The organism is Roseivirga spongicola (assembly GCF_001592965.1).
Classification (GTDB): Bacteria; Bacteroidota; Bacteroidia; order Cytophagales; family Cyclobacteriaceae; genus Roseivirga; species Roseivirga spongicola.
Genome location: NZ_LRPC01000001.1, coordinates 50,758 through 76,518, shown reverse-complemented (window position 1 = coordinate 76,518; position 25,761 = coordinate 50,758). Strand labels below are relative to the sequence as shown.

Sequence of the window (25,761 nt, the reverse complement as noted above, 5' to 3'; positions counted from 1 at the left end):
ATGCTTAAAAAAGACACACCTTCTTAGTTCTGGTTTGCGTAAAAGCAACCAGTTCTAGCTTATCATCAAAAGATCAAATGCGAAATACCTGATAGAGCACAGCAATATCCCGTTCTATCGGAGGGGCGGAATAATTTGTGTTATAAGAAGAAAAGTTATTAGAAGAAATCGTCCAGCCTAAAAAGGAGTGAACAAAAGCAACTACAAAGTCTAAATTGATACCACTGACAACAGATCGCTCAAAGTTTTCCTCTAATTCCAGAAACTGGTATTCATTAACACAGCAATCTTGCTTTGCTATTTCCTGAGTGTGGGAAGGTTTTGACTTACACGGTTTCTGATCCATGTCAGACATACCACAGTCTAGCTCACCTTGTTGTAAAGTCAATTTAAAGTCTACAGCCAAGCCGGCACAATAGTGAGTCACTACAGCAAAGCCCATATTGCTTGAGAGCAATAAAAATGCAAGGCATATGGAGACAATTCTCTTCATCAATATTCAAAATAACGAATATTTTTTCAATTAGTTCAATGCGAGTCTTTAAAATTGAGGGAGAGTGGTATCTCACCACACTCCACTCACATTTGCTAGTCTTCTATCAATTGAGCCTTGAAACCCACTTTACCCACAATTTTTTGTACTTCTTCGGCACTTAAATCGTTGGTTTCTACCGTTAAGGTACGGTCGTCATGCTCCAGGTTTACATCCCATTGCTGAATCGCTTTTTCATCGTTCATCACAGGAGTCACTTTAGATAGGCATCCTGTACAATTGATATTGGATTTGAATTTTAATGTATTCATTTTGATCTAATTTATTTGAATTAAAAATTGATTAAAGTTTTGCCGCTCTCAGTCTCAAACTATTCGCCACTACCGATACTGAACTGAAAGCCATTGCAGCTCCGGCAATCATCGGATCGAGCAGGAATCCATTGTAGGCATATAAAACACCAGCAGCGATTGGAATACCGATTACATTATAGATAAATGCCCAGAATAGATTTTGCCTAATGCCCTGAACGGTTCTTCTAGACAGCTTCAACGCCTTTGGAATGGCTTGTAAGTCTGAAGTGATGAGTGTCATCTTAGCCACATCCATTGCTATATCTGAGCCTTTGCCCATAGCTATACTTACATCTGCTTGAGCAAGCGCATGAGAGTCGTTGATCCCATCACCCACCATCGCCACCACTTTGCCTTTCGATTGCAATTCCTTTACGAAATCAGCTTTATCGGACGGCATTACTTCGGCCTTAAAGTGATCGATACCCACCTGGTCAGCCACGGCTTTTGCCGTTTGCTCATTGTCTCCTGTAAGCATGTATACTTCAATGCTTCGACCTTGCAGCGTTTTGATAGCAGCAGCAGAGCTTTGCTTCAGTTCGTCAGCTATCGCTAGTATAGCAAGAGCTTTTGCTTGGTTCGCAAAAAGGATGACGGTTTTACCCTCGTTTCTCCACTGATCGGATTGTGTTATCAATGAGGCCGAAATATTGATGCCTTTGCTGTCCAGTAAGCGCTGATTACCGATATAAAACTTTTCCCCATCCGGTGACTGAGCTCGTGCGCCCATGCCTGTAATGCTTTCAAAGCTGGTAATATCCTCTGGTTTAAAACCTTTTTCTTTCAATCTGGCTACTACGGCATCTGCCAGAGGATGTTCAGATTGTGATTCTATGGCTAATAGCACTTGCTTGTAATAGTCATTATCATTCTCCCATTGCCAGTCCGTAACAGTCGGTTTACCTTTTGTTATCGTTCCAGTTTTGTCCAGTACGATAGCATTTGTTTTGTGACCAAGCTCTAAGCTTTCCGCATCCTTGATAAGAATATTGTTTTCAGCACCTTTGCCAATACCCACCATAATGGCGGTAGGGGTTGCCAGACCGAGAGCACAGGGACAGGCGATAACCAGGACTGCTACCGATGTAAGCAGTGCATGAGTAAAAGCATCATCACCACCGATTAGCATCCAGGTAATGAAAGTTACAATAGCAATTACGATCACTATTGGAACGAAAATCCCTGCAATTTTATCGACCAGTTTCTGCACCGGGGCTTTGCTTCCCTGAGCTTCTTGTACCATTTTAATGATCTGAGAGAGCAAGGTTTCACCACCTACTTTTTTAGCTAAGAATTGGAAGCTTCCTTTTTGATTGACTGTACCAGCAAAGACTTCCGTACCTTTCGTTTTCTCTACAGGCACAGGTTCCCCTGTAATCATGCTTTCATCCACAAAAGAATTTCCTTCAGAGACTTCACCGTCTACAGGTATTTTTTCTCCCGGTCTTACAACAATGGTATATCCTTTTTGAACAGATGAAATAGGCATTTCCACTTCCTCGCCATTTTGGATTACTTTAAGTGTTTTGGGTTGTAATCCCATCAATTTCTTAATGGCTGAAGAAGTATTGGACTTGGCTTTTTCTTCTAATAGCTTACCTAAAGAAATGAAGGTGATAATAACTGTAGCTGCTTCGTAATACACATGTGGGTGGATTCCTCTTGCATGCCAGAAATCAGGAAAGAGGGTATTGAATACACTGAAAATAAAAGCGATACCTGTACTGAGGGCAACCAATGTGTCCATATTAGCTTTGCCATGTTTGGCTTGCTTCCAGGCATTGATGTAAAAGCTTCGGCCAAACCAGAACAGAATAGGAATACTAAGCACCATTGAAATCCACCTGCCGGGAACCCAATCCATGTAGAACATGCCGAGTATGAATACCGGAAGTGTAAGAATAGCTGACCAAATCGTGCGTTGCTTTACATCTTCGTAGTGTTGTTTTTGCAGGGTTTCCTGGGCTTCCGAGGGGTCTTCGGCATCAACGATCAAATCATAACCTACTGATCGCAAGGCATTTTGCAGATCAGAAGGTTCTAAGGCTGTATCATACTCTACCAGTACAGAAGAAGAAGCAAAATTAACATTGGCATTCGTTACTCCCTCTGTATGCGATAGAATAGATTCTACACTACCCGCACAAGCAGCACAGGTCATACCCGTTACTGGAAATGACTGTTTTGTTATTCTCGATTTAATTTTATGTGTTTCTCTATCTGTAGTCTCCATATTCTCCTCCTCATTTTCGGATACTACAAAGAACGGAAGACTACCAGAGCTAAGTTTTACAGAATCTTGGGTAAGATTTACATGATTCTGGTTAGTTATATAGAGTCGATAGATTTGCGGTTAGGTCGTGTCTTTTTGAATAGGCTTGGAGTCATGCCCGTTTCCTTTTTAAACTGAGCAGATAAATGAGCAACACTGCTATAGCCTAACTGATAGGCTATTTGAGACAGGCTCATTTCATTGTAAAAAAGTAGCTCTTTTACTTTTTCTACCTTTTGTTGGAGGATGTATTTCTCAATAGTAACTCCCTCGACTGATGAAAAAAGTTTACTCAAAGAGCTATATTCCTGAGCCAGCTTGTCGCTGATCAAGGTTGAGAAGTTGGTATCAATTGGTTTTACGCTGTGATGAACTTGCTCGACAATAATGGCCTTGATTTGACTGATTTGCTTTGACTTTTGATCTTCTAAAAGCTCAAAGCCTCTGACTTTTAGCTGTTCAGCTAGTTCCTCTTTTTTAGATAAAGTCAAATCAGTATCAAGTATCACCTCACCCAATTCTATTCGCTTAGATTGCAGATCAAGTTGATCAAACACATGCTTAACCATCTCAATACATCGTGGGCAAACCATGTTTTTTATATAAATCATTTGCTGTCCTTTCGAAGGTTCAAGTGGTCAATTTTAATTACATTATAAAATCTATTAGCTTATAAAGCGAAATTAAGAAATGTTTTGATGTCTGCCTTCATGCAGGGCACTCACCTTTGTGCAATAACTGGCTCTATGCCTAGCTTCATTTTAGGTCAACCAATTTCTTCTCCCTTAAGGCAAAGCTAGCCCCGCACAATTGAACATCAAGAGACTACGGCATAAAGCCTGCCCTACAAGCCCTTCTTGTTTATTCCGTTTCCTCTTGCCTTATCACTTGTGCTTAGCAATTAGCGGCCTAAGGAAAGAAAATGGGATGCTGTGATTGATTGGTATTTATATCCGTCACCTACTCTTCCAAAGCTCTTTGAATAATTCAATATGTTCTTTCTTGGCTGTTTTTGCTTTTCCATTCTTGCCGAGGATGCGATAGATGATCCCTGAAGTGAGCCCTATCTCTTTAGCTTTTGTATTGCCTTTCAAGGCTCTTTGAGGCCCTAGACCTGTTCTGTCTATTTCTGATTGAATGAAGTCTCTTAATTCTTGGCTAATGGGTACAAAATCATCATCTGATTGAAGGTCATCATAGATACGGACCTTTTTAGGAGGTTCATAGCTCTCAAGGAATTGCATGACGCCTTTAAAATGGCTTTCCTTGGCTGTTTTTATATCCCCTGATAACCATGTTTTGAGAATACTAACGTTGAAGCCTTCATACCTGGCGAATGATTTCGATATCTCTGCTTTTGGGATATTCTTATCAGCAATAAGCTGTTTGATTTTATCAATTTTTGGTTTGGTTAGTTTAACCCTTTTCTCATTCGGAAAAAGAGCGTATCGAGACATAATAAAGTCATATTCTTCCTGACTGATGTTTTTAATCAAACCATATAGGATGTTAGTGACGCGCGTTTTGCTGAGTCCCTTAGGAAGGCTACTATACTCCAAAATGGACTCAACACCCTTTCCAGTTCGAAGTCTTTCGCTCTTAATATCTTCCAAATAGTCTTGAGATTTAGAGGTCATATGTTCTTTAGCGTTCAATTCTACCGAGAGCTAGTTCTAGACAAGCCGTCATTTATTATGGTAATATCCGATGATGAGCTGGAGATCCTACAAGACATTATTAAAGCCTATTTTTAAGGCTATTTCAAAGCCCGGTATAGGTAATCCACATACGCCTTACGAAGCTGAGCTCATGGCTATTGGAGCAAAGCCGGTGGCAATAATGAGCCCCTCCGATATCACCCCTGATCTTCAACTTGCAATTGATAAAGGAGATGTTGTTAAAACAGGAGAAAAGCTGTTTAGGGAACATTTTCGCATCTACCACAGAAATGATCAAAATGCTGAAGCTGCTCTCATTTCCAATATCCTTTCTCATGCATGGAATAATCATGAGGACTTGAATGAACAACAAGCCGAGCAAGTTGTCGCATTCTTTGCCCTTGATAGCACTAAAGGTAACTCTGATTGGAACGTCCTTTTACATGCTGAAATGAGTGAGCATCTTAACTCACTCAAAAACTCAGATCGTTATTTAAAGGCAGGTTTGTTACTTGAGGGACATATGAAGGGACTTGCGCCTCTCAGAATTGATGAAGGCTACCCGGAAAATAGACGACTAGAAGAATCGGTTCAATCGAGGCGCATTTCTGCTTTAGACTTCAATACAGAAAGCTGCGTTCAAGTCTATGCTCAAGCAGCTAAGGTAGAAGATGGGAGAGAGTTATTTGCTAGATATTATAGTGAAGGAGTAGAAGATTATACAGAATTAGACAATTTCGAGAGCCATAAGCGCGTAGCGCACTTATTAGGATTTACAGAAAATGATTTTGCCTGGTTTTGGGGAACCAAGTATCAAAACCCCGTGATCAAAAGATTGATGTATTCAACTAATCAAATCAGAGCAAAGGCACGTAGGGAGTATATGAAATCAAACATCAGCCATGATCTATCCTGTGAATAGGACAAGGGTCTTTTAATCACCAATGCCCTTGCTCGTTACAATAAAGCTGCCCTTTCCGTCACAGTCTGGGCATTTCACACCAAAAGAAGCCGTACCCGTTCCTGAACAATAGTAACAAGAAACCAGCTTTTCTTTTGAGTTATCAAGCATTTCTGATTTGATTTCAGATTTCTCTCTTTTGGGTTCAAGAGGTATCGGATTTTTTTTACGGTTCTTTCGCTCAATCTTTCTATCTAATGCTGCTTGAATGGCTGGAACTGAAGTAAGATCGGGATGCTTTTTGAGTAGTTTTTCAATTCCCCTAAAAGAATATTCCTCTCCCTTATCCAAAACATGCCATAGTCGCCCTACTTGCTCATACCAAACTTTTTTGCCTTTATATTCGTGGATCTTTTTTCCCCTCATTGCTGCTCATGTGTTCGGTTTTAATATACGAAAATAGGAACAGTTAGCTTTTACCATGTTTGGAACTTTGATCAGTTCTGCTTCACAGATAGACTCCAGATAATCAAGCCATGATTTGGGAATGATGCTTTGATTGCCTGACAATATTTCTAATAAACGCTTTGTGTTAAGTCTCTCTGGTAAATCATCTTGAATATCAGGCAATTTTCTGATTGTCAGGTTCGTAGCACGTATTTTAAGCTTAAGATGCTTTCGTATTTTTCAGGCAATATCAGATTGCCATGAGTATCTTGAGCCATACTATTGTTTCCCGCCCCTACTCCAAAAAATTAGGCATATCTCTACTGCCGTGAAGTACACGGACAACTCTTATGTGATCATCCATAATGTGATAAAAAACAACATGGGCATTCTTCACCATGCTGCGCAGGTCTTGCTTGATTTCGTTGCGCTCCCTTCCCAATTCAGGATTGGCTAAAAGCTGAATGAACAACTCCTCTAACTCGATCAAATACTCAACGGCCTGCTTTTCTCCGAACTCTTGTTTTGTATAATCAAAGATATCTTCCAAGTCTTGATCAGCAGGAACTGATAAGACATAGCGCTTTAAACTCATTGCCTAGTGCCCACTCTTTGCTTTAATTATATCCTGCATAGAGCGGTGGCTATCTGGTGCATTCCAGCCTTTTTCAATTTCTATTTTGAGGTCTTGAATAACTTTATCACGATATAATTGATGCAGGCGCAAAGCATCGCGCACCAACTCACTAGCATTCTGATAGTCTCCAGTTCCTATTTGTGAGGCGATGTATTCCTGTTGTTTGTCTGTAAGGCTAACATTCATAATGACTCCTTTGTCTATACTTCAATATACTAAATATGTCCAAAATTAGCAAATATGGATATGGCTGAAAACTTGAAAATGGATTCATAAGAAAAATCAGAGCCTTGCCTTATGCCTAACTCATGCTGAGGATTAGATAAAATTTTAGACAAATACCTTGGTTTAATAACCTTTTGTAAACCATTGAAAACTATATACAATTTTATCTAAAGTTAAACCCGTATTTACCCTGTTTTGATACTCTTATTGTGTCCTTAATGGACATTTAGGGGGCAATAAGGGGTAAAACCGTGTCAGATCAAGACTATAGAAAGCTCGATAACGATTTAGCTATCAAAACCCAATCAATGGGTGTTGATGCGGCTAAAAAATATGGGCGCATTGGAACTAGCACACAAGAGACCGCCATGGGCGAGGATGCTCTGGATGATGCTGGTAGAAAGAAAAAAGACAAGGAATTTGAAATGCTTCTATTCCTTGACGAGATACAACGCCTGGAAGATGAGGCGCGCAGACACTTGGATCAAATGCGTGAGATTCAAAGCAAGATGGATACCCTCCTCGATGATATCGACCAAGATATTGACCTCGCCAAGGATCAAGCCAATAAGATCACGAATTATTTAGATGCCATGAAGCATAAAGATGTCGACCAAATGACTGAGTTTATGCTGATTTCAGGGCTCTATGAGATGGATGAACTTGATGCGATGAAAGAGAATGGCTCTTTCCTACATGAGTATGAGCAATTCGTTGAAAATGCCATTTCTGAGTATGATCAAATCCTTAATCGGTTAAATGATGGCCAACAGAAGTTTGAACAGCTTCAGGCAGACTATAATAACGAGAAGACTGAGCTACAGGCTAAAATAGAGCTCGCTCAGGCCGCAGGAAATGATGAGTTAGCAAGTAATCTTCAAGAAGAGCTGGATCAATCTACTGATCGCTTTAACGAACAAGCATCACGGCTTGCGGAACAGGCTTTGGATATTAACGGTCTCGGTAATTCCGAAGTATTCAGAAAAGCTCTAGGTGAATTTAGAGAAATGAATAAAAATGATCCTGACTGGGCAAAGTCAATTGAGAAATCTTTGGATACTCTCGATCAGAATAATTTAAGCGGAGATTTAAAGATTAGTGAAATCTATAATGCTGCTTCTTCAGGAATTGATTCTAATAAACCTGAAATTAAGGAAGAGTTAGAAGTAACATCAGTACCATCGGTTGCACCCAATATGGGTGGTCCTGCTTGGTAATTTAAAGCTCGTTGGATGCCACTAAAACAGGATCAACCGTTGCTGGGATAATCTTATCCTTCCCATGCTCTTTCACATAATCGGCCATAACCAAGGGAATAAGCTTCCAAGCATCATTGGGAGTGAATAAATCATGACCCTTATAATCCCACTGCTCACCATCAATAAATATTTTCACATATGTCTGGCTAGCATCCGACTGTTTATAGAAGGATGAAATATAGATCGGGTTTCCGCCTGTTTTATCACTTTGAGTAAAAGCATTGGCAAGCCCTTTGGCATATCGATGACCACTGATCGTATCACTCTTTGCTTGATGTACAATAAGACCAATATTGCCTTCAAAAGAAGCGGAAGCGGCATCATATGAAGATTCAGCTTCTTTAACCACTGGTGCAGTCAGGTTTGACTTTTTAGCAGCAGTCTCAGTTTTTGCACCAGAAGCCGTATTGAATGCCAATTGATTGTCATTCGAAACCTTCTGTGCATTGGCATTAAGGGAGAATATAAGCCCTAATGCGGCTACTCCTGTTGCTATCTTTTTTGCTGTATTCATGGTCTATACCTTTATTAACCTTCTATTTGTACCATTTAAGGGTGCATTGCGCAATGAAATCATTAAATTCCCTTAAAATCTTAACCATTATTGTGTGTGCTATTTAAGAGATGGGGGAGTCACATTTGTGGCTCTCTTTTTCTCCACCTGAACTCTCAAGAACATTGGGGAACAGTAACTACAAGAATCACAATTGCGATAACCCAGCCCCCAGAAATTGCTTTCTTTCTTTTTGCGGTAAACCCTGCCTATCTCTTCACACTTTGTCAGAATCATTAATCTAATTGTAATTGACTGTCTTTGCTTTTCTGACTAAAAGTGTCTGAAAGGTGTTGGTATACAGTGGCTTATGGTAATCTGTCCGAAAATTAGATATAGTAGGTCAGAATAATTTTTTTAGGAAATAAGCTTCCCTCGAAGAACTAAGGTTTATATAAAAGGAGGTAAAAGTTTTATGAAAATATGTCTAAGCCCACTTTTAGCATCAATTCTTGCTCATAAATATGAATGAAGAATTATAGAAATGCTCTAAGTTTTCTCGCTGCAGAGAAAGGTAGACACTTTTCAAAGTTATAAGTAATTCTGGGTAAAAACGCTTTAGGGCATATGGAATAAGCAGATTGGAGGTCGAATTGAAAAGGACTATTCTAAAGTGTGCCAGTACATGAAACTTTAGAAGGTGCTCTAGTCTAGGTAGTATCATTTCGCAAGTTTCAGTATTCTTTTTGCTCCTTGTATCACAAGTGCGAATACAATTATTCCTATAATCAAATCAGGTTTGTTTGAGTTCAACCAGTTCACTAAAACCCCAGCTATAATCACGCCCAAATTGATAATTATGTCATTGGAGGTGAAAATCATTGATGCCTTCATGTGCGCTTCTTCATGGTTCTTCGATTGTTGAAGTAAATACAAACAAACCCCATTCGCAATCAATGCAAAAATGGAAATGATAATCATAGTGGTGAAGTTCGGAAGCTCTCCTGATCCAAAGAATCGTCTAAGGACCTCTATAAAACCAAGAACCGCTAAAGCTATTTGAAAGTATCCTGCAAGCTTGGCAATTCTTTTTTTCCGTGCAAGTGTTCCTCCAACTGCAAAAATACTAACTCCGTATACGAATGAATCTGCGAGCATATCCAAACTATCCGCAATAAGGCCCATTGACTTTGAGATTAATCCAGTTGTCACTTCAATAGCGAAGAAAGCAAAGTTGACACATAAAACTGTCCAAAGTAGTTTCTTCTGGTTAGCGTCGACCTCAAATTGGGTTTTTTCTGTAGGCTCAGTCGATACTTTGGTCCCTCCGAGTTTAAGCTCAAGTATTGATTTTTCAATTTGCTCAGTTTGCCCCTTATGAAAGACAGTTAACTTGCGATTTTGTATGTCGAACTCTAAATGGGCAATTCCGGTTATACCATCCAAATTCGCACGAATAAGGGTTTCCTCAGAAGGGCAATCCATTTTTACGATCTTAAAAACTGTCTTTTCCATTCTTCTTTTGTGAGGCTGTGCTGGTTGATTTGTGATTCAGCTAGCCAGAAATTGATTTAAGAAAATATGTTGTTTAGCGTTTCGATTACGAACGTTTTTTTTCATAAAGGTCTCATTTTTTCTTGATTCTTTGTCCGAGAATATCTAATAATCGGACAACTATATTGCAGGAGTAAGAACCATGCAAGATCATTCAATGACGCTGTACACGAAAAACGGACAGCGAAAATATTTGAATCAGATAGAGAGGCTGAGCTTCTTAGCAGAAGCCAAAAATCAACCTATAGAAGTCAAACTCTTCTGTGAATTATTGTTCTATACTGGAGCTCGAATTGCGGAAATTCACAACCTTACTTTCCAGAATGTTGATTTAGGTAATGGAACAGTCATTATTGAAAGCTTAAAAAAACGAAGGAGGGGTGTTTATAGAGAAATACCTATTCCGGACTTTTTGCTTGAGGATATTGATTTTTTTGCACAAAAAATGCAGCTTAAACCGAGACAACCTCTTTGGTCTTTTTCCCTTCGAACTGCCTCTAGAATTATAAAAAAAGTCATGACCTTAGCCCAAATTCATGGAATTCGCTGTTCAGCGAAAAGTCTACGCCATGGGTTTGCTGTACATGCGGTTACAATTGCTCCACTCACTATGGTGAAGAAGTGGTTAGGTCATAGTAAACTTGAAACAACGGAAATATACTTAAATATAGTAGGTGAGGAAGAGCGTGAAATAATGAGAAGAGTCTGGTAGCACAGTAGTAGAGTTTCTATAGTTTTTGATCCAATTAATTTATTCTTTTTTCAGTCACCCTAAAATATTCTGGCTCAATTAAGTATTTAGACAATATTCTTGCTATGGTATATAAAAAGAACATATCATGAACTTTTTCCTTGACGACTTTTTTATCCTTTGATAAATACCATGACTATACCTGCCTTAGGATTATTTTCCTATTAAGGTATTACTATATAACTCATGTGTGGAAAGGATTTTAAGGATGAGTAATACAAAACTTTATTATGGTGAAATAGTGGCAAGGATTTCTGGAAAGCTCTATTCAGCAATTAACATAACAGACAGTAATATTTTCCTAAAGGAAAATGATCTGACCAATGAAGATATGATTTGCTCAATTAGTGCAGATGCTGGGCGCGTTTTTGATTGCCTGGAAGACCTATCTGGCGAGCATTTTGTTAACTGGAATCATGCCCTTGATAATTACATTAAAGTATTACATGGAGCCATTAGCGATGGTCGGACTCCTAATATGGCAGATATGATGTCCATGGCAACCACAAGCATTGATCAATCTAGAGCAATCAGGCTCAAAGAAGCGATAGACTTGCTTTAGGCCGTTCCCCCTCACGCAGGTAAGGCTTTCACGAGCTGAATAAACCGTATCCCCACTTTTCCGTGCCCTACTCGGGCGTGTGCAAAGTGGGTGATCCCCCTCGGTTCATTCAGGCCTTCCCTTTGTTCACCCCCTGTTCGCCACATGGCAGGGGTTATGGCGAGCCCATAACCCTTTTACCAAAGGGTATTTTTAACCAACTGACATAAAGGAGATAAACATGTCAAAACCACAAACAGAAGCAAAACAAGCACAACCAACGAAATCAGCCGAAGAGCTTTTTTCGGATACCAATGTGACCATGAAAACAGGTCGATTGGTCAAGGATGCTGAAACCATTTCAGATGGGAAATTTGTCCGTATTAGATTAGCTACGAACAAGCAATATTTAGATGCAAAAGGTGAATTACATTCAACAACCAATTATTTCAATGCACTTGTTTCAAGCAATCTAAGTGATGCATTTTCTATTGCTCAAGACCTTAAAAAAGGAGACTGGATTTATTTAAAAGGTGAGGATGGAAGCCAATCTTTTGACACCCCAGAAGGCTACAAGCAAACAGCCGTTACAACATTTGCCTATAAGGTTGTTCTAAAACACAAACAAGAACAATCAGATCAATCTGAGGCAAATACTCAGACTTCAGCCCCTTCCCCTTAAACCTCTAGGGAAGGCGGCTTTCGCCTTCCCTTTTTTTTCGGAGTTGAATCCATGACATATGCGAAGAATAAAATTGATATTCATGAACAAGTGACCAACCAGATCATTGATCTTCTTGATCAAGTTGATCTAGACAACTACCAGCCCCCATTTGCAAGTCTTGCCGCAAAGGGTCTACCACTAAACCCAACAACAAAAAATCATTATCAAGGGGTCAATATCCTCAATCTTTGGTTCAACCAACAAGCCAAGAAATTCAGCTCAAATCACTGGGCGAGCTTTAAACAATGGAAAGATAATGGAGCCAAAATCAAAAAGGGTGAAAAAGGAACACGCATTGTTTTTTATAAGACACTCACCAAGACTGAGGAAAATAGCTCAGGAGAGACTGAAACTCATAAAATACCAATGCTGAGATTATATACAGTCTTCAATGCCAATCAGGTCGAAAATTATAATCAAGATGCTATAAAAGTGCCCGAACAAGATAGAGTTGAACGCATCTCTTTGGTTGAAGAATTTTGCTCAAAAACAGGTGCAGATATTCGACATGGGGGAGATGAAGCATTTTTTGCTCCTGATGAAGACTTTATACAAATGCCGGAGACAAGGCTTTTCCTAGATACTGAAGAAGCTTCGGCCACTGAAAACTACTATTCAACCCTACTCCATGAACTTACACATTGGACGGGATCAAAGCATAGATTGAAGCGCGACTTGGCCCAAAACCAAAAGGAGCGCGAGAAATATGCCTTTGAAGAATTAGTAGCTGAACTTGGTGCAGCCTTCCTCTGTGCACACCATGGTATTGCACAAAATCATCCACCTAATCATGCGCTCTATATCAAAAGCTGGCTCAAGGCTTTACAAGATGACAAAACCTTCATTTTCAAAGCCTCCGCGCAAGCCGCTAAAGCTGTTGATTTTCTTGATCAACTCGTCAGGGGAGAACCCTGATTATGAGAGATTACTTCAATGAACTCACAAAACAGCTCACCCATTTAGGTCGCAGGCATGATCTTTCACGCATCTTCAACGATCTTTTGACAATAGGTGTTTGCTCATTTCACAAAACCAATATCCAAAGCCGATTAAAGGAAAAAGATGAGAGTAATGAGCAGCTCTATTTACAAACAATCAAACCCTATGAAAAACATGAAATCGAAGAATTAGGAAAAGCTTTAGGTACTATTCAGCTCAATATTTTAGATAACCCCTACTCTGATGTCCTTGGCGAGTTCTTCATGCAACATATTAGCAAAGGGCAGAATGGTCAGTATTTCACGCCTGAACCGATCTGCGATTTCATGGCTAAAATCAATCTTGAGGGGCTTAAAGGAGAAGGCAACAGGGTTTATGACCCTGCCTGTGGGAGCGGTCGCATGTTGCTCAGTGCTGCAAAGATTAATCATCGCAATTTCTTTTATGGCGTAGATAGCGCACATAGCTGCGCTCAAATGACTGCGCTTAATTTTTTCTTCAACGGATTAAAGTGTGAGGTTGCTTGGATGAATTCGCTCAGCAATGAATGGTTTGGCGGTTGGAATATCAATATGGATGGTCTCGGCATTCAGCCTATCCAAAAAGATCAATCACAAATTTGGAGAGAGGTTCCCAAAGCCAAAACCGCAGAGTTTGAAACGAGATCTAACAGCACTCCATCAAATCCATCACACCAACTCACACTTTTTTAAACTAAAACCGATAGGGAGATAAATATGAAAACATTCATCGCCAAAGCTGAGATGTGTACTTATTTACAAGTCAGGATAAGAGCCAGAACGCAAGAAGAGGCAGAAGAGAAAGCTCAAAATATGTGTGGAAGTGCATTTTCTGAAATTGACGGAACTGGGAGTTGGGAGGTTTATAATGTCGAAGAAGAATAAAACAGATGTATCAAATCAGTTTGAAGAGGTGAGTTTAGTCTACCGCAACAAAACGAGAGCTATTGATAGGCCTAAAATTGAAAGTGCGGAGTGCGCTTATAGAATATTGAAATCAACATGGGATCAAGATCAAATATCTCTAGTTGAAGAAGCGAAGGTGATGTTTCTCGATAATCAATTAAGGCTCATGTCTATATCAACCGTCTCAAAAGGAGGGATGTCGGGAACAGTTATAGATCCGAGAATTGTCTTTGCTACAGCTCTAAAGAGGCGAAGCTCGACAATCATTCTCTCACACAATCACCCTTCCGGGAATTTAAAGCCCAGCCACGCAGACCTATCTCTTACCAAGAAGTTCTATGATGCTGGAAAGCTTCTAGAGATTACCGTTGCAGATCATTTGATCATCTCAAGTGAGGGGTATTGCTCTCTAGCTAATGAAGGATATATCTAGATCGCACAACTGTAATCGTCGATTTCTAAAAATGAAAGAAACTAAGGGACTAGGTCACTTGAAGATAAGTTGGAAGGTGCAGGCGATTCTTCCTCAAACTTTTCTTCTCCTTGGTAGTATCTTGAGCCAGTAATAGAAAATAGGAAAGAAACGAATCTTTTGTGCTTCTCAAGGTTGGCAAATGATGGCGTTTTACCATCAATAAAATTGACGCCAATTTCAGGGCTATCAATCAGTTCTTTTCGAGCATCTTGCTCTTTCGTTAATTCATCAGTCATTATTACGCTCCTTTTTTTACTTTTTCCTCGAGGTAGAATAAGGTGTTCAATAGATCATAGAATACATCTGAATAGGCTTTAAGGCAATTTAAACAAATCAAGTCAGATAATCCTCCTTTCATATTATCAACAGTAAGGAAGCCTATTGTATTGTTTCCAACCATCCCATCACTTCCTTTAACAGGCTTTTGAATAGGTGTTGATATGACCGCTTTAAAAAACTTATCCCACTCTGGTATTCTATCGTGAAAATGCTTTAAATCGTTACAGTCCTCACATTGAAAACTTGTTAAACCATTTTCATTAGAAGTAATTTCTTTAAATGGGAAAAACTCCTTAGCTAAATATCGTTTTCGTTTTTTATCAATATGTTGCCTTTCTACATATGAAGTCGGATCTCTGAAAAATGTTTCGCAGTATTTATCTTGTGGGTCCGCACTCTCATCAGTCAACATTGTGATATAAATGGCACATTCATCGCCAGTATGCTTATCAAAGAAATTTTTCAAGTTTGCTGTGTAAAAAACTAAAAAGCTTTTTACATCTGTTTTAATGGAATGATAGTCACTCGTATTATCTGAGGCGATTGCAATTAATATCCTGTTTTTCAGAATTTTAAGTTCATGAGTGATTGCCTTATTTGATTTTGTTAAGGCTGTAATTGAGGCTTGCATAAAGTCAATTTGATCCCTTAAATCCTCATTATCATCTTCAAGTATTTTTAACTCAAACTTATGCTCTTTTCGAAGGTTTTCCCCCAGCCTCCTAGCATTGTCATTTCTCTTTATAAGTCTCATCAAGGCGAAAATGAGGCCTAGATTTACCACATTCACAGCAATTACTGTTGAATAAAAAGGAAGTTCACTTCCGTTAAATTCATTGCCATTTTGCATTAAGGTGACAAATACAATTAAGGACTGAATGATGGTTAAGATTGCAGCTATAATGCTTATTTCATCAGCCCTTACTTTTTTATACCACTTCTGAGAAGACAATATCCGTGTGTTTTTTTAAAATAATCGATAAAAATAGCTGTTTTGACTTTTAAACCAAATCTTATTTGTGGCTCCAAATACTCTCTAAGCGAGATTGACTCAAAAATCTACTTCACCTAAACTTAAACTTCCCACCTGTTGAAATTGCCATGGAGAATTATTCTTCATGGCAATTTTTATGGATTACAATAGCACATGATATTTTCATAACACTCAGGATGAGTCTCCTTTTGGATTAAAGATTGACTGAATACATGGCTCAAGATTTTAGGTCCAACCTCCTTAAGTTTTAATGAAATCATGATGCAACTTCGATGAGTTAATTGACGCGTTTTTGCACCTCTTGAAAAGAGATCGGATTCATCAATTTTTCTACAGACATCACGTCAGAGGAGATCAAACCCCTGAATTAAAGCCTGTGTCATGAACTCAAAGTGAACTATTTCTGAAGGAACAAAATAGGAACATACGCTTGACACAAAACTTAATTAGGATTATAGTCCTACGCCAAAAACAAGCGAGGCATTATGTTACCAGAGTTATACACACCAAAAGAAATTGCGCTAAAGTTAAAGCTGTTCAACGGAGGAAGGCCGAATGAGAGCTTTGTTAAGAGACTAGTCAATCACGGAGAGCTTGACTGTATTAAAATCTCAAAGAACAATATTCGAATCACTGAAAAATCACTGGAAGACTTTGTTAGGAGAAAGACGTGTCAAAAAGAAACAAAGGGCCGCATGTTGCCAAAAGAACAGACCGAGGTTGGTGGGGAGTTAGAGAATTTATTAACGGACAAAGACATTGGATCATTGGCGGCTGCCCAAGCGAGCAAGAGGCTCAGGATGAACTTATCGAAATCCTTATCCAAAGAAGGCAAGGAAGAACAAAGCTAAAAGACATTAGGGTCGGAGAAGTTCTTGCTTATTATCTTGATAACCATATTCCACATACAGCCAGGCCACAGCGTGGGCTAACTTATCACGATACACTTACACCCTTCTGGGCAAAATTGATGGTTCAGGAAATTAATAAAGCGAAGTGTCAGAACTACATTCAGATAAGAAGGCAGCAGTTTAAGAGCAAAAGAAATAGGGATATTTCCAATGACTCGCTTAGGGCTGAAATCGAGCATTTGAATGCTGCACTAAATTATGCCCATGACAACAATTATATCGAGGTGCTGCCAAAGCTTTGGAAGCCACCGAAGGCACCAGCAAGAGAACGATGGTTAAATAGAAATGAACTTGCGCTTCTATTAAACGCAGCCAGAAAGAGTAAGGCAAAACACTTATCACTATTCATATTACTGGCCTTATATACGGGCGCTAGGTCAGGAGCTATTCTGGATTTAAAATGGACACAGGTAGATTTGAAGAATGGAATTATAGATTTCAGGCCATCTCAGAAATCTCAAACGAAAGGATATTCTATTGTACCCATTCCGCCCAAACTCAAATTTTTTCTCGAAAGATCCAATAGACAGAGCGAGTATGTTATCCATATTCATGGTCAACCGATAAAGAGCGTGAAAACAAGTTTTGAATACATCAGAAAAGAAGCCCGTTTAGAAGGAAAAGTCACTCCTAATACCCTTCGTCACACCCATGCCTCACTTCTTAAACAAGATGGGATCGCATCTGCCTTTATCGCTGAAAATATGGGGCATTCAACACCGGATATGGTGGACAGAACCTACGGACATATGAGCAAAGTATATTTAGATATAATCAAGCAAGCACGATGGGGGAAAGCGGCTTAACTGTACCCATGACTGTACCAAGGTAGAAACTTTAAAATTGAAAATCTTTGTAAGTCTTAGTGGGTGTGGTGGGCCAGGCCGGACTTGAACCAGCGACCAATCCGTTATGAGCGTATATTATCTATTAAAAACTAAGGGTTTTTGCGAGTTTTCGAACCTCCATTTACCCAGATTTCATTCATTTCAGACCGCTTAACTGTACCATGACTGTACCAAGTAAAAATTACTCAAGGTGTTAAGAGAGCATATGTGAAATACTTTATTCATTGTAATCCTGATCCCATACCCAAGCGGTTTCTTCGAATACTTTCTCTGGCAATTTCTTACCATCAAATATGTACCCATAGGTCATTTTTCCCGTTGTTTTTCTGTAATTTTCAAAGAACTCTTTAGACTCACTAAGACTCCAGCCTCTTGTTTCACGGAGCCATTTGATAGCTGCCAAAGGAAGAGCGGGATATGACCGAATTGTTTCCTCGTCTGGGATTCTATTTTGATATTGTCTATTCATTAAGACTTAAATTTTAATAAATCTTCTTTCGTCACTCTTTCTGTAAATCGCAACGTGATTTGCCCATAATCCTTGGCCATACGTGCATACAAATTAATATCCAAGCGATCAGCGCTTTCATAAAGCACATCATGGTAGACCCCCTGATTTTTGTATCCACGTAAGTCTTCCAATTCTTTAATACTGACATAGCCTAGTTCAGGTCGGTCACCAGCAATCTCAATTAGCCCAAAAGCTTTATCATGATTTAAAGGGTCAACAGACGCCAAAAACCAAGCTGAAGGTGGATTGTTTGGTAGACGTAGTAAAACAATCGGAGGAACAGTTTCGTCAGAACCATTTTCAATTTTCTTCCCATTTTCGATCAGCTTTGCAAGTTGATCCTTCGATAAAAGTGACATTTCAAATTCTAGTTTGATGGATCTAAAATTTAGGAAAATTGGCTTGCAAAACCAATCTGAATGCATTGCTTGTAACTAGATAACAGACGGTATGGAAACCACTTCTCTACTATGGAATTATGGGGCATAAGAAAAGTGGTTCAAAATATGGTCGCGGGCATAAATTGGAAACCAAACTTAGATGGCTAAAAAAAATTGCTTATTGTAGGCATATAACAGATCCAAATGATTATGGACTGGACGAATTTCACTATTTAGTCATTGAAATTAAACTAATCTGAAAATGCCGTTGGCAATATGTTAGCAATTTCATTTAAACCTTTGTCGCTTCAAATAGGTGCTCAGTCTAAGCAGAATTGTTTGCCTGATGGATCAATGCCGTAAAACATTTTTATCACGAATGGTCAATTGTATGACAATCAACTGAACTACATTATCTGATTAATTATTAAATTATATAATTCTCGGATTCAGAGTCGAGCCTTGTTGGTCGTTGTTGTATCATTTAGTAGAACCACACAAATCTTTTCAATGAAAAATTTCGAAGACTTTGTAAAACACATAGTAAGCAAATGGAGAGCTGAGAAAACAGCCCTTTTAACTGAGCATGGTTTGGCGGGGCTGGCTAACAGAACATACGGAGATAAGGCCGAAGAATATATTAAAAGAAAAGTGGAGGCTTTAACTCCCAGCTATACCACTTTTATCTCTCCAGGCAGCCAAACTCCAGCCGATATAATGGCGGTAGCACGCAGAAATAGCTACTGGCATATTATGCTGATCCAGGTTAAGAGTTCAGATTCTGAAAATAGCATCTACCAACTAACCGAGAAAGACCGGAAAGTTCTGAACCAGTTTGCACAATTTGTTAAAAAGGAAACAGGTGTCTTCGAAGGTTTTAAAACCTATGTAGGTAAATCCATTGTAGTTTCCACAGGCTATGCTGCAGTAAGGCGAATTGAGAAACCTTCTTTAAAACATTTTCTAGTCAATACTGAGGCATATAATCACTATCGCCAAAATACTTCCCAATTAGATTTGGAGGGGATGAAAGAAGCTGTGGCCAAGGCGCATCGCTTGGGAAAAGCTTAGATATGATATTTCAAATTTAACTAAGACTGAAAGAAATAGAATGTTCTAATCCGGATACTAAGACGACTCCCCGTTTACAGATAAGAATAGTTGTTAATTATGCAGTCAATTCATTTTACATACTTTGCATCATACCTTAAACAAGTAATCAGCTTAAGCAAGATTAATAAAATGAGAAGAACAGATTATTTGGGCACTATCTTTTTCTCTTTCATCCAATCAATGGCTCTTATAATACGTTTTCGTTCAAATATCTCTTTATGCTTAGACCAAGCATAAATCTTCTCCACGATTATATCATGTGAGAAAGTTTCACATTCTTCTATCAGTTTTAGCCAACAATCATAAATAGTGACAACTAATTCAATTTGTTCAGCATTGAATTTTCCGAATGTTTTGATGATAAACTCAAGCTTGGACTTTTCCTTGCTAAAGTATTTGTCCAATAATGCTTCGTGCTCGCCTAATTTATCCAGGGGGATGTACTTAGGAGTAGAATCTTGATCATATTTGAACCATTTCCTGTTTTCAAATTGGTTGTCAATTGATCGAATCAATTGCGGATCATATGGCCCCATTTGATGTTTTGCAAAGCTTGTATAAATCTGCATTCCTACGAAATGCTTACACAGGTAGATCATCTTTTCTAATTTCAGATGCCCCATTGATCTGTCTTTGCTTAATTGGGAGACAATTTCTGCGGCCAAGACTGTGCGTTTGAAATAATCCGCACCTTTTGGTTTGTTAGCTTTTTTTAACTTAAGTCTTTCAATGATTTTCTCAGGATCGACCTCCTCAACTCGACTTTTGAATTGATAATTTTCAAATAGTCTCTTAAGGCTCACTAATTGATCTTTGTTTTGAGGAAATTCAAAACCTATATAAGCCAAAGTTTCGTTCTGATTCATCAAACTCATTCCGATTCTTTCATTCCTTGAACATAATTTTCAATGGCGGCATCAACAGCATCGGTTACTTCTTTAAGATAGCGATTCACAGTGTTTTGAGTAAGATTAAGCTCTTCTCTCATGCTTTTAAGAAGTTTCCTTGGAAGCGTAAAGCCTTCTTTCTTATAAGTCTTATAAGTCAGGTATATCGTTTTATGATTTTGTGAGAAGGAATTGACTACTTTATAAAGTAATCGAACTTCAATTTTAGACTTGGCGAGTTGTACTTCGCTCATTTTAGGAAGTTCTCGTTGAATAACTTCTGTGCCATCGTAAGGATTATTCTCTTTTCTTTCTTTATTTCTATGAAGATCAATTAATGCATTTCTCGCAATCTTATTCAGATATAGCTCGAACAAGTCGTCAATAGGTACTTCTGAAACTCTATTTGTATTGAAGTTACCTCCCTTTTCATAAAACCTCTCAAAGACTTCATTCGCTAACCACTCTGCCGTTACAAATCCATGTCCATGGTTTTTACAAATAAATTCACAGGTATTTAAGATTGAACCTCTGAATTTCAAAATCAAAATCGACAACGCAGAAAAACGTGTTTCATCTGCCAAACTTTTATTCAGAACTGTCTGAATCAATTGCCCTGTATTGTTTTCACTTTTGTTGTCCTGACCTGAATTCAATGATCTTCAATTGCTATACGCAAAAGCCTTGGTAGGCACTTTGCGTAGTGTGGGTGTGCACAACCTGAAGAGTTACGTGTGCTTAAAATTTAATATTATCAAAAATTAATTAAAAAATGGCAACTAACAAACCATATGGAGATGGGGCAAGAAAAGGAGCTGTGAGAAACAGAGCACAGATTTTTAATCCCAAAATTGAAAGATATGTGAAAAGGAACACTGAAACTGGTCAGTTCATGGATGTGAAGTCTGATGGTGAGAAGTTCAAAGGTGTTAGAAAGGAAAAATGAATAAAGAGTAAGGTCAAATTATATCTTCAACAATGTCTAAGAACAAAACAACTAACAACGAGTCCAATAACAACTGGCTAGCCGCTATTGGGGTCGTAATTGCGGTCCTCTTTTGGTGGCTTATTAAAAGTAATGTCAAAAAGGATCATAAAATTAAATCTTTGCAAAAAGAGAGAGATCATATGAAAGATGAACTTCTTCAAATTTCAATGATTATAGATGAATCCATAGATCTAACTAATGAAGTCAAAGTAAGATTGAACCGCTTGCTCTCTCAGGAACAAGAATTGGGAGATAAAGTAAAATCAGAATTAGCCCAAGCCTTTGTCCTGGTACAACTCAGGCTAATGTCAAAGGCCCTACTTTCAATGGCCAAAATAATAGAAGAATCCTTGAAAAGTGTCTTTTCGAGAGATCAAGAATTCAAAAGGAAATATAAACAACCAAAGTTTGTTTGGCTTTTGGAACATGCGAAAGAAACCGGACTTCTAGACAAATCTGAGTACCATTATGCCAATGGCATTCGTGAACTAAGAAACGAAGAAGCTCATTCGATAATTGAATCAAAAGATAGCTCTTGGGAAGTGACAAGCTTACTGGTTGCAATGAACATAATAGTAAAACTGGAAGCTAAAAAACCCAAGGGACTCGCTGCGATGTTACTTCCGCCATTTCCATCAAAACGAAAAATCAATCATGAATCAAAGAACGTATAAACTAATCACCGTTTTTTCTGGAGTAACAGCAGCGCTAATAGTTCTAATTTCTTTTCTTTTTGAAATGCCTTGGAGCAGATTGTTTAGCCTTGTATCCGTGCCTCCACTTATAGCCACGGCATATTTGTCAAATAAGAAGACAAAAGAGTTTAATAAGGAACTCTATTTGAGCTTTAAGAACAATCTTGAAAGCTTCCGAGACGAGCTTGCTGCATTTATCCTCGGAGACTTAGATAAGGATTTAGAAAGGTTGATAAACCAAATACAAAACTCAAGTCTTTCGGAAAATTCTAAAAGCGAGCTGCTTGCTGAAGCTCATTATTTACTTGCCAGATTTCATTCAGCCACGGGCTCTATTGAAGCAGAAAAGGTATATGAGAACTTTGTTTTGGCTTATGAATATCAGCCCAACAGGATAAAATATCAAGAGAGGGCTTGCACTTCATTAATGGCATTGAAAAAGAAAGAGAAAGCTCTTGATTTGTCAGTCAAAGTTCTAAGAAGCAAGCGTCATAGTGCCAGAGCGTGGTTTGTGAAAGCCTCAATTCAATTCAATAATGACTTTACTCACTCTGAGATTCCTCGATCCTTATTGAAGAACAAGGTTTATTTATATTTGGTATATAATCATCTTTATCAATCCCATCAACTCTATAATGATGAGTATAAGAACCTCGGTCAATTCGACCTTGTAGAACTCCCGGAGGAGATCGACATTGATAATATTCATTATTGGATATTCAAACTTGCCATTGTCTTTAATGCTCAAATGCAAGACTTACCTAGAGTCTCAACTTACGAAAGAGATTTAGCTTTTGCCACGAGTCCAGAGATCAAATGGTGTCATGAGACTGCGCTGAGGATTCGTAATGTATTAGACGATAAAGATGTTTTAAAAGCAACTTTCTTCAACCAAGTATACTACTTCTACCATCACAGTGCATATCTCCTGAATGGAGATACTTCTGATGTTTTTGCCTTGGTATCATGTTGCAGAAACTTCTGGAAGAATGAAGGGTTGAAAGCATTTGTAGAGGCAACCCTTGTATGCCTCAGTCAAATTGAGGAATACAATGAAATCATTGCTCTCTCGGAAGACTTAGCCTCGGCTAAATACGATCTTGATTTTCTGGTAGGATTTGCATATTCAAATCTAGAACAGAATGGAAAGGCATTGGTACATTTGAAAAGACATTTTGAAAACGTACCTGATGTAATTGCTGAAGAATCATCAAACTTTATTGCCTTTTTCCATCTACTTCATCAGTGTGATGAGAGCCCAAGAAAGTATTACCTCGATCATATAGTTAATAAGCAATTTGATTCATCATTAACTCAACTAATACTTGAGTTAAACTCTTTACAGTTCGTCACACAAGAAGTTGATGAGCAACAGGTCACAGATATCAAGAATCAAATCCTCAATGAAAAAGAGAAGCTTTTAAGAAGCCAGTTAATCTCAGTAGCTCAAGTCTTGCTTGCCTTCGAAAGAGGTGTCGAGGCTTTAGAAATCTTGGATGGAATTCCGAGATTGGAAAAGGAACCTATGGGCCTTCATCTCCTAATCGAATGCCTGAATTCACTGAAAACAGATCATGACCGATTGCTTGAGTCACTTGAAACATGGAGAATAAGTTTTCCTGCCAGGTTTAGGTTTTTAATAATGGAACTAGAGATATGTGAAAGACTCAAATGGTATGACCGAATTGAATATATAGCTGAGTTTGGGCTAAAGTCTTTTGAGAATGATCCTGGTTTACTTACATATTTAATTCTTGCACTTTCTTGTCAAGAAGGGAAAGAAGAGAAACTTGATCTATTACTGGATCAAGCTTTGTTGCAAATTGATTTCAAAAACAAGCAATTAGAGTTAATAACGAAAATCCTTTTCAGAGCCAAGAAATTTAACCTGGGACTTGATTTAATATATAATAGAGCCTCTGTTGAAATCAATAATTTCAGCCTTAGAAACACCTATTTTGCTTTATTGAGCTTCTATGATAAGGACATAGATTTCAAGGAAAAGATAAGTGTTGAAAAAGATTGTACTGTGAAATTAACAGGTAACAACGGCCGCTCTCACCTTGTCCATCTCTCAAAGGAAGCTTTGATCAATAATCACGGTTTTCGCAAACTTCTGGGCCATAAGAAAGGGGAAAATGTTACCATAGAGAGCAAGTACAACGACTATAACGATCTATTCAAGATCGATGGAATATTCAACAAATATCATGGCTTACTCTTACAGATTATTGAAGAAGCGACACAGAAAAAGTCTTTGTCTGGTTATGATATGGTATCTGTTGACTGGAAAGGTAAAGACTTTGAAGACATGGAGAGAGCCTTTGTCGAGCAGTTTGGTCTCTCTGGAGATCAATATAAAGAGGCTATTAAGGACTCTTTTAAGAAATATGAGAAAAGACAAATTGGCTTCACTTTCTTGGCAGCAGCATTCGCCCGCGATAAGCTCTATGAACTATTTTCAGATTTAACACATGATAATTCATCAGGTTATTGGAGTCTTCCAAATTCAATATTCAAGTCGAAGAGTCTTGATCAGATTGAGGAGTTTGTTCCAGACTTTGCTAGTATCTGCACATTCTCACTTCTTGATGACCTAATTGATTTCTCAAAGATCACTTTCGTTGTTCCACAGTCTCTCATTGACCTCCTACAAGAAAGAGTGCATTCTCTTGAACATATGCCAAGCGAGTTTACGTCTTTGGATATTTCGGTGACGGGAGGGGTAAAACCTATATTTCACACTGACAAGCATAAAGAAACTCTCCTTAATGGCTACAACCAGATTTTAAACTGGATTAAGAGATATTGCAAAGTAGCGTACCCTACTAATAAGCTGGATATCATTTCTATCAAGCTTGAAGAGTTTCAGGAAAGTAGTCTTTTTTCTGAGTACTTGATAGATACCCTAATGTTGGCCAACCCCGTTCATCGAGGGTTCATAAGTGATGATTTACAATACTTTCAATCCTTTAGTCATGCTCTCTGCCTTTCAAGTCCTGAATACTTTATAAAGTACTATTTCAAGGAAGAGTATGTGAGCTGCCAATTAGAATTGTTGAGGAATAATTTTATCGGTATAACTCCTACGGCTGAGTTGTTACAGACTGCGTTTGAAGATAACCCAATTCTCGAAGCTCCAAATAATGTGTTCAGGAAAGCTCTGCGTTCTCTACCATATAATGCACATCAGGATGAAAGAACTCTTTTTGAGGTGATTGATTTTCTCAAATTCCTATTTGAACAGACTTTAAGCAAGTCATTCAAGATGAGCATTGCCGAGACTCTATTTCGAGAAGTTTTTAGAGGTTACCCTAGGTTCAATATTCAGCCAGAAGAAATAACAGGATATATTAGGAGAAATATGAGCCTTTTGGGGAATGCGTCCACCGAATTATGCCAATGTCTTATAAATGCCCTTAGCTCTCTAAAAAAGAAAGTTGAGGTAGTTGATAATTAGGTAAATACTAATTCTATCGAATTTCAAAAAAAATGTTTTCTAATAAG

Annotated in this window: 30 protein-coding genes; 14 read left to right on the top strand and 16 right to left on the bottom strand. The window is 38.4% G+C overall.

The features are described from left to right. Positions 1–73: 73 nt before the first annotated feature. The 5 genes from AWW68_RS00335 to AWW68_RS00315 form a co-directional block, all read right to left on the bottom strand. Positions 74–493 carry an HYC_CC_PP family protein gene (locus AWW68_RS00335; protein ID WP_273515764.1) on the bottom strand — a complete coding sequence of 140 codons (420 nt, stop codon included), beginning with the start codon at positions 491–493 and terminating at the stop codon, positions 74–76. Between the two features lie 95 nt (positions 494–588). Further along, positions 589–804: a heavy-metal-associated domain-containing protein gene (locus tag AWW68_RS00330; protein ID WP_068215407.1), complete on the bottom strand. Its 216-nt coding sequence runs from the start codon at positions 802–804 to the stop codon at positions 589–591. A gap of 31 nt (positions 805–835) precedes the next feature. Beyond that, positions 836–3,079, bottom strand: coding sequence for a heavy metal translocating P-type ATPase (locus AWW68_RS00325; protein ID WP_068215406.1), 2,244 nt, complete (start codon positions 3,077–3,079; stop codon positions 836–838). A gap of 95 nt (positions 3,080–3,174) precedes the next feature. Next, the gene (locus tag AWW68_RS00320) at positions 3,175–3,729 is read right to left on the bottom strand and encodes a helix-turn-helix domain-containing protein (RefSeq protein ID WP_068215405.1); all 555 of its coding nucleotides are present in this window, start codon (positions 3,727–3,729) and stop codon (positions 3,175–3,177) included. 345 nt (positions 3,730–4,074) lie between these two features. Further along, the gene (locus tag AWW68_RS00315; protein WP_221405956.1) at positions 4,075–4,773 is read right to left on the bottom strand and encodes a hypothetical protein; all 699 of its coding nucleotides are present in this window, start codon (positions 4,771–4,773) and stop codon (positions 4,075–4,077) included. A gap of 154 nt (positions 4,774–4,927) precedes the next feature. Between AWW68_RS00315 and AWW68_RS00310 the strand changes: the two genes are divergently transcribed. Further along, positions 4,928–5,698, top strand: a complete 771-nt coding sequence (locus tag AWW68_RS00310; protein ID WP_157717457.1) for a hypothetical protein — start codon at positions 4,928–4,930, stop codon at positions 5,696–5,698. Positions 5,699–5,710: 12 nt separating this feature from the next. On the opposite strand, the gene AWW68_RS00305 is transcribed toward AWW68_RS00310, so the two are convergent. From AWW68_RS00305 to AWW68_RS00295, 3 genes are all read right to left on the bottom strand, one after another. Further along, positions 5,711–6,103: a hypothetical protein gene (locus AWW68_RS00305; protein ID WP_068215401.1), complete on the bottom strand. Its 393-nt coding sequence runs from the start codon at positions 6,101–6,103 to the stop codon at positions 5,711–5,713. A 316-nt stretch (positions 6,104–6,419) separates the two neighbouring features. Further along, the gene (locus AWW68_RS00300) at positions 6,420–6,719 is read right to left on the bottom strand and encodes a type II toxin-antitoxin system RelE/ParE family toxin (RefSeq protein ID WP_068215399.1); all 300 of its coding nucleotides are present in this window, start codon (positions 6,717–6,719) and stop codon (positions 6,420–6,422) included. A 3-nt stretch (positions 6,720–6,722) separates the two neighbouring features. Next, positions 6,723–6,947 (bottom strand): type II toxin-antitoxin system ParD family antitoxin, encoded by a 225-nt coding sequence (locus AWW68_RS00295; RefSeq protein WP_068215397.1) that lies wholly within the window; start codon positions 6,945–6,947, stop codon positions 6,723–6,725. A 290-nt stretch (positions 6,948–7,237) separates the two neighbouring features. Between AWW68_RS00295 and AWW68_RS00290 the strand changes: the two genes are divergently transcribed. After that, positions 7,238–8,203 carry a hypothetical protein gene (locus AWW68_RS00290; protein ID WP_068215396.1) on the top strand — a complete coding sequence of 322 codons (966 nt, stop codon included), beginning with the start codon at positions 7,238–7,240 and terminating at the stop codon, positions 8,201–8,203. A gap of 1 nt (position 8,204) precedes the next feature. Here the strand turns inward: AWW68_RS00290 and AWW68_RS00285 are convergent, their stop codons facing one another. Continuing rightward, positions 8,205–8,759, bottom strand: coding sequence for a hypothetical protein (locus AWW68_RS00285; protein ID WP_068215394.1), 555 nt, complete (start codon positions 8,757–8,759; stop codon positions 8,205–8,207). A gap of 699 nt (positions 8,760–9,458) precedes the next feature. Beyond that, complete coding sequence (locus AWW68_RS00275; RefSeq protein ID WP_068215389.1) at positions 9,459–10,253, bottom strand: cation diffusion facilitator family transporter; 795 nt, start codon at positions 10,251–10,253, stop codon at positions 9,459–9,461. A 181-nt stretch (positions 10,254–10,434) separates the two neighbouring features. Here AWW68_RS00275 and AWW68_RS00270 point away from each other — a divergent pair, with 181 nt between their 5' ends. The 7 genes from AWW68_RS00270 (at position 10,435) to AWW68_RS00245 (ending at position 14,606) form a co-directional block, all read left to right on the top strand. Beyond that, a complete protein-coding gene (locus tag AWW68_RS00270) occupies positions 10,435–11,004 on the top strand; it encodes a tyrosine-type recombinase/integrase (protein WP_084375520.1) in 570 nt (189 codons plus the stop codon). A 247-nt stretch (positions 11,005–11,251) separates the two neighbouring features. Then, positions 11,252–11,605, top strand: coding sequence for a hypothetical protein (locus tag AWW68_RS00265; RefSeq protein ID WP_068215387.1), 354 nt, complete (start codon positions 11,252–11,254; stop codon positions 11,603–11,605). A 220-nt stretch (positions 11,606–11,825) separates the two neighbouring features. Continuing rightward, entirely contained in the window at positions 11,826–12,266 is a 441-nt protein-coding gene (locus AWW68_RS00260) for a single-stranded DNA-binding protein (RefSeq protein WP_068215385.1), read from the top strand. 51 nt (positions 12,267–12,317) lie between these two features. After that, the gene (locus AWW68_RS00255) at positions 12,318–13,223 is read left to right on the top strand and encodes an ArdC family protein (protein WP_068215384.1); all 906 of its coding nucleotides are present in this window, start codon (positions 12,318–12,320) and stop codon (positions 13,221–13,223) included. A 2-nt stretch (positions 13,224–13,225) separates the two neighbouring features. Beyond that, positions 13,226–13,960, top strand: coding sequence for an N-6 DNA methylase (locus AWW68_RS00250; protein WP_068215382.1), 735 nt, complete (start codon positions 13,226–13,228; stop codon positions 13,958–13,960). A gap of 24 nt (positions 13,961–13,984) precedes the next feature. Continuing rightward, positions 13,985–14,152 (top strand): hypothetical protein, encoded by a 168-nt coding sequence (locus AWW68_RS20010; RefSeq protein WP_157717456.1) that lies wholly within the window; start codon positions 13,985–13,987, stop codon positions 14,150–14,152. Further along, positions 14,136–14,606 (top strand): JAB domain-containing protein, encoded by a 471-nt coding sequence (locus tag AWW68_RS00245; RefSeq protein ID WP_068215380.1) that lies wholly within the window; start codon positions 14,136–14,138, stop codon positions 14,604–14,606. The genes AWW68_RS20010 and AWW68_RS00245 overlap by 17 nt, the downstream gene beginning before the upstream one ends. Before the next feature lie 41 nt (positions 14,607–14,647). On the opposite strand, the gene AWW68_RS00240 is transcribed toward AWW68_RS00245, so the two are convergent. After that, entirely contained in the window at positions 14,648–14,884 is a 237-nt protein-coding gene (locus AWW68_RS00240; protein WP_068215378.1) for a hypothetical protein, read from the bottom strand. 2 nt (positions 14,885–14,886) lie between these two features. After that, on the bottom strand, positions 14,887–15,879 hold the full coding sequence (locus AWW68_RS00235) for a hypothetical protein (protein ID WP_068215376.1): 993 nt from the start codon (positions 15,877–15,879) through the stop codon (positions 14,887–14,889). Positions 15,880–16,591: 712 nt separating this feature from the next. Between AWW68_RS00235 and AWW68_RS00230 the strand changes: the two genes are divergently transcribed. Beyond that, positions 16,592–17,638, top strand: a complete 1,047-nt coding sequence (locus tag AWW68_RS00230) for a tyrosine-type recombinase/integrase (RefSeq protein WP_068215375.1) — start codon at positions 16,592–16,594, stop codon at positions 17,636–17,638. 259 nt (positions 17,639–17,897) lie between these two features. Here AWW68_RS00230 and AWW68_RS00225 read toward each other — a convergent pair whose 3' ends face one another. Beyond that, on the bottom strand, positions 17,898–18,149 hold the full coding sequence (locus tag AWW68_RS00225) for a hypothetical protein (RefSeq protein ID WP_068215373.1): 252 nt from the start codon (positions 18,147–18,149) through the stop codon (positions 17,898–17,900). Further along, a complete protein-coding gene (locus tag AWW68_RS00220; RefSeq protein ID WP_068215371.1) occupies positions 18,149–18,550 on the bottom strand; it encodes a DUF2958 domain-containing protein in 402 nt (133 codons plus the stop codon). Before AWW68_RS00220 ends, AWW68_RS00225 begins: the two co-directional genes overlap by 1 nt. 531 nt (positions 18,551–19,081) lie before the next feature. On the opposite strand from AWW68_RS00220, the gene AWW68_RS00215 reads away from it, so the two are divergent. After that, positions 19,082–19,642: a hypothetical protein gene (locus tag AWW68_RS00215; RefSeq protein ID WP_068215370.1), complete on the top strand. Its 561-nt coding sequence runs from the start codon at positions 19,082–19,084 to the stop codon at positions 19,640–19,642. A gap of 185 nt (positions 19,643–19,827) precedes the next feature. Here AWW68_RS00215 and AWW68_RS00210 read toward each other — a convergent pair whose 3' ends face one another. Both AWW68_RS00210 and AWW68_RS00205 read right to left on the bottom strand, forming a co-directional pair. After that, positions 19,828–20,550, bottom strand: a complete 723-nt coding sequence (locus tag AWW68_RS00210; RefSeq protein WP_157717455.1) for a hypothetical protein — start codon at positions 20,548–20,550, stop codon at positions 19,828–19,830. Between the two features lie 5 nt (positions 20,551–20,555). Continuing rightward, positions 20,556–21,227, bottom strand: coding sequence for a sigma-70 family RNA polymerase sigma factor (locus AWW68_RS00205; protein WP_068215366.1), 672 nt, complete (start codon positions 21,225–21,227; stop codon positions 20,556–20,558). Between the two features lie 116 nt (positions 21,228–21,343). Between AWW68_RS00205 and AWW68_RS20210 the strand changes: the two genes are divergently transcribed. Genes AWW68_RS20210 through AWW68_RS00195 form a run of 3 tightly spaced genes read left to right on the top strand, consistent with a single transcriptional unit; the run spans position 21,344 to position 25,714 of the window. Beyond that, positions 21,344–21,517 (top strand): hypothetical protein, encoded by a 174-nt coding sequence (locus tag AWW68_RS20210; RefSeq protein ID WP_185101168.1) that lies wholly within the window; start codon positions 21,344–21,346, stop codon positions 21,515–21,517. 32 nt (positions 21,518–21,549) lie between these two features. Next, complete coding sequence (locus AWW68_RS00200) at positions 21,550–22,233, top strand: hypothetical protein (protein WP_068215364.1); 684 nt, start codon at positions 21,550–21,552, stop codon at positions 22,231–22,233. Then, entirely contained in the window at positions 22,214–25,714 is a 3,501-nt protein-coding gene (locus tag AWW68_RS00195) for a PIN domain-containing protein (RefSeq protein WP_068215362.1), read from the top strand. The genes AWW68_RS00200 and AWW68_RS00195 overlap by 20 nt, the downstream gene beginning before the upstream one ends. The last annotated feature ends 47 nt before the right edge of the window (positions 25,715–25,761 follow it).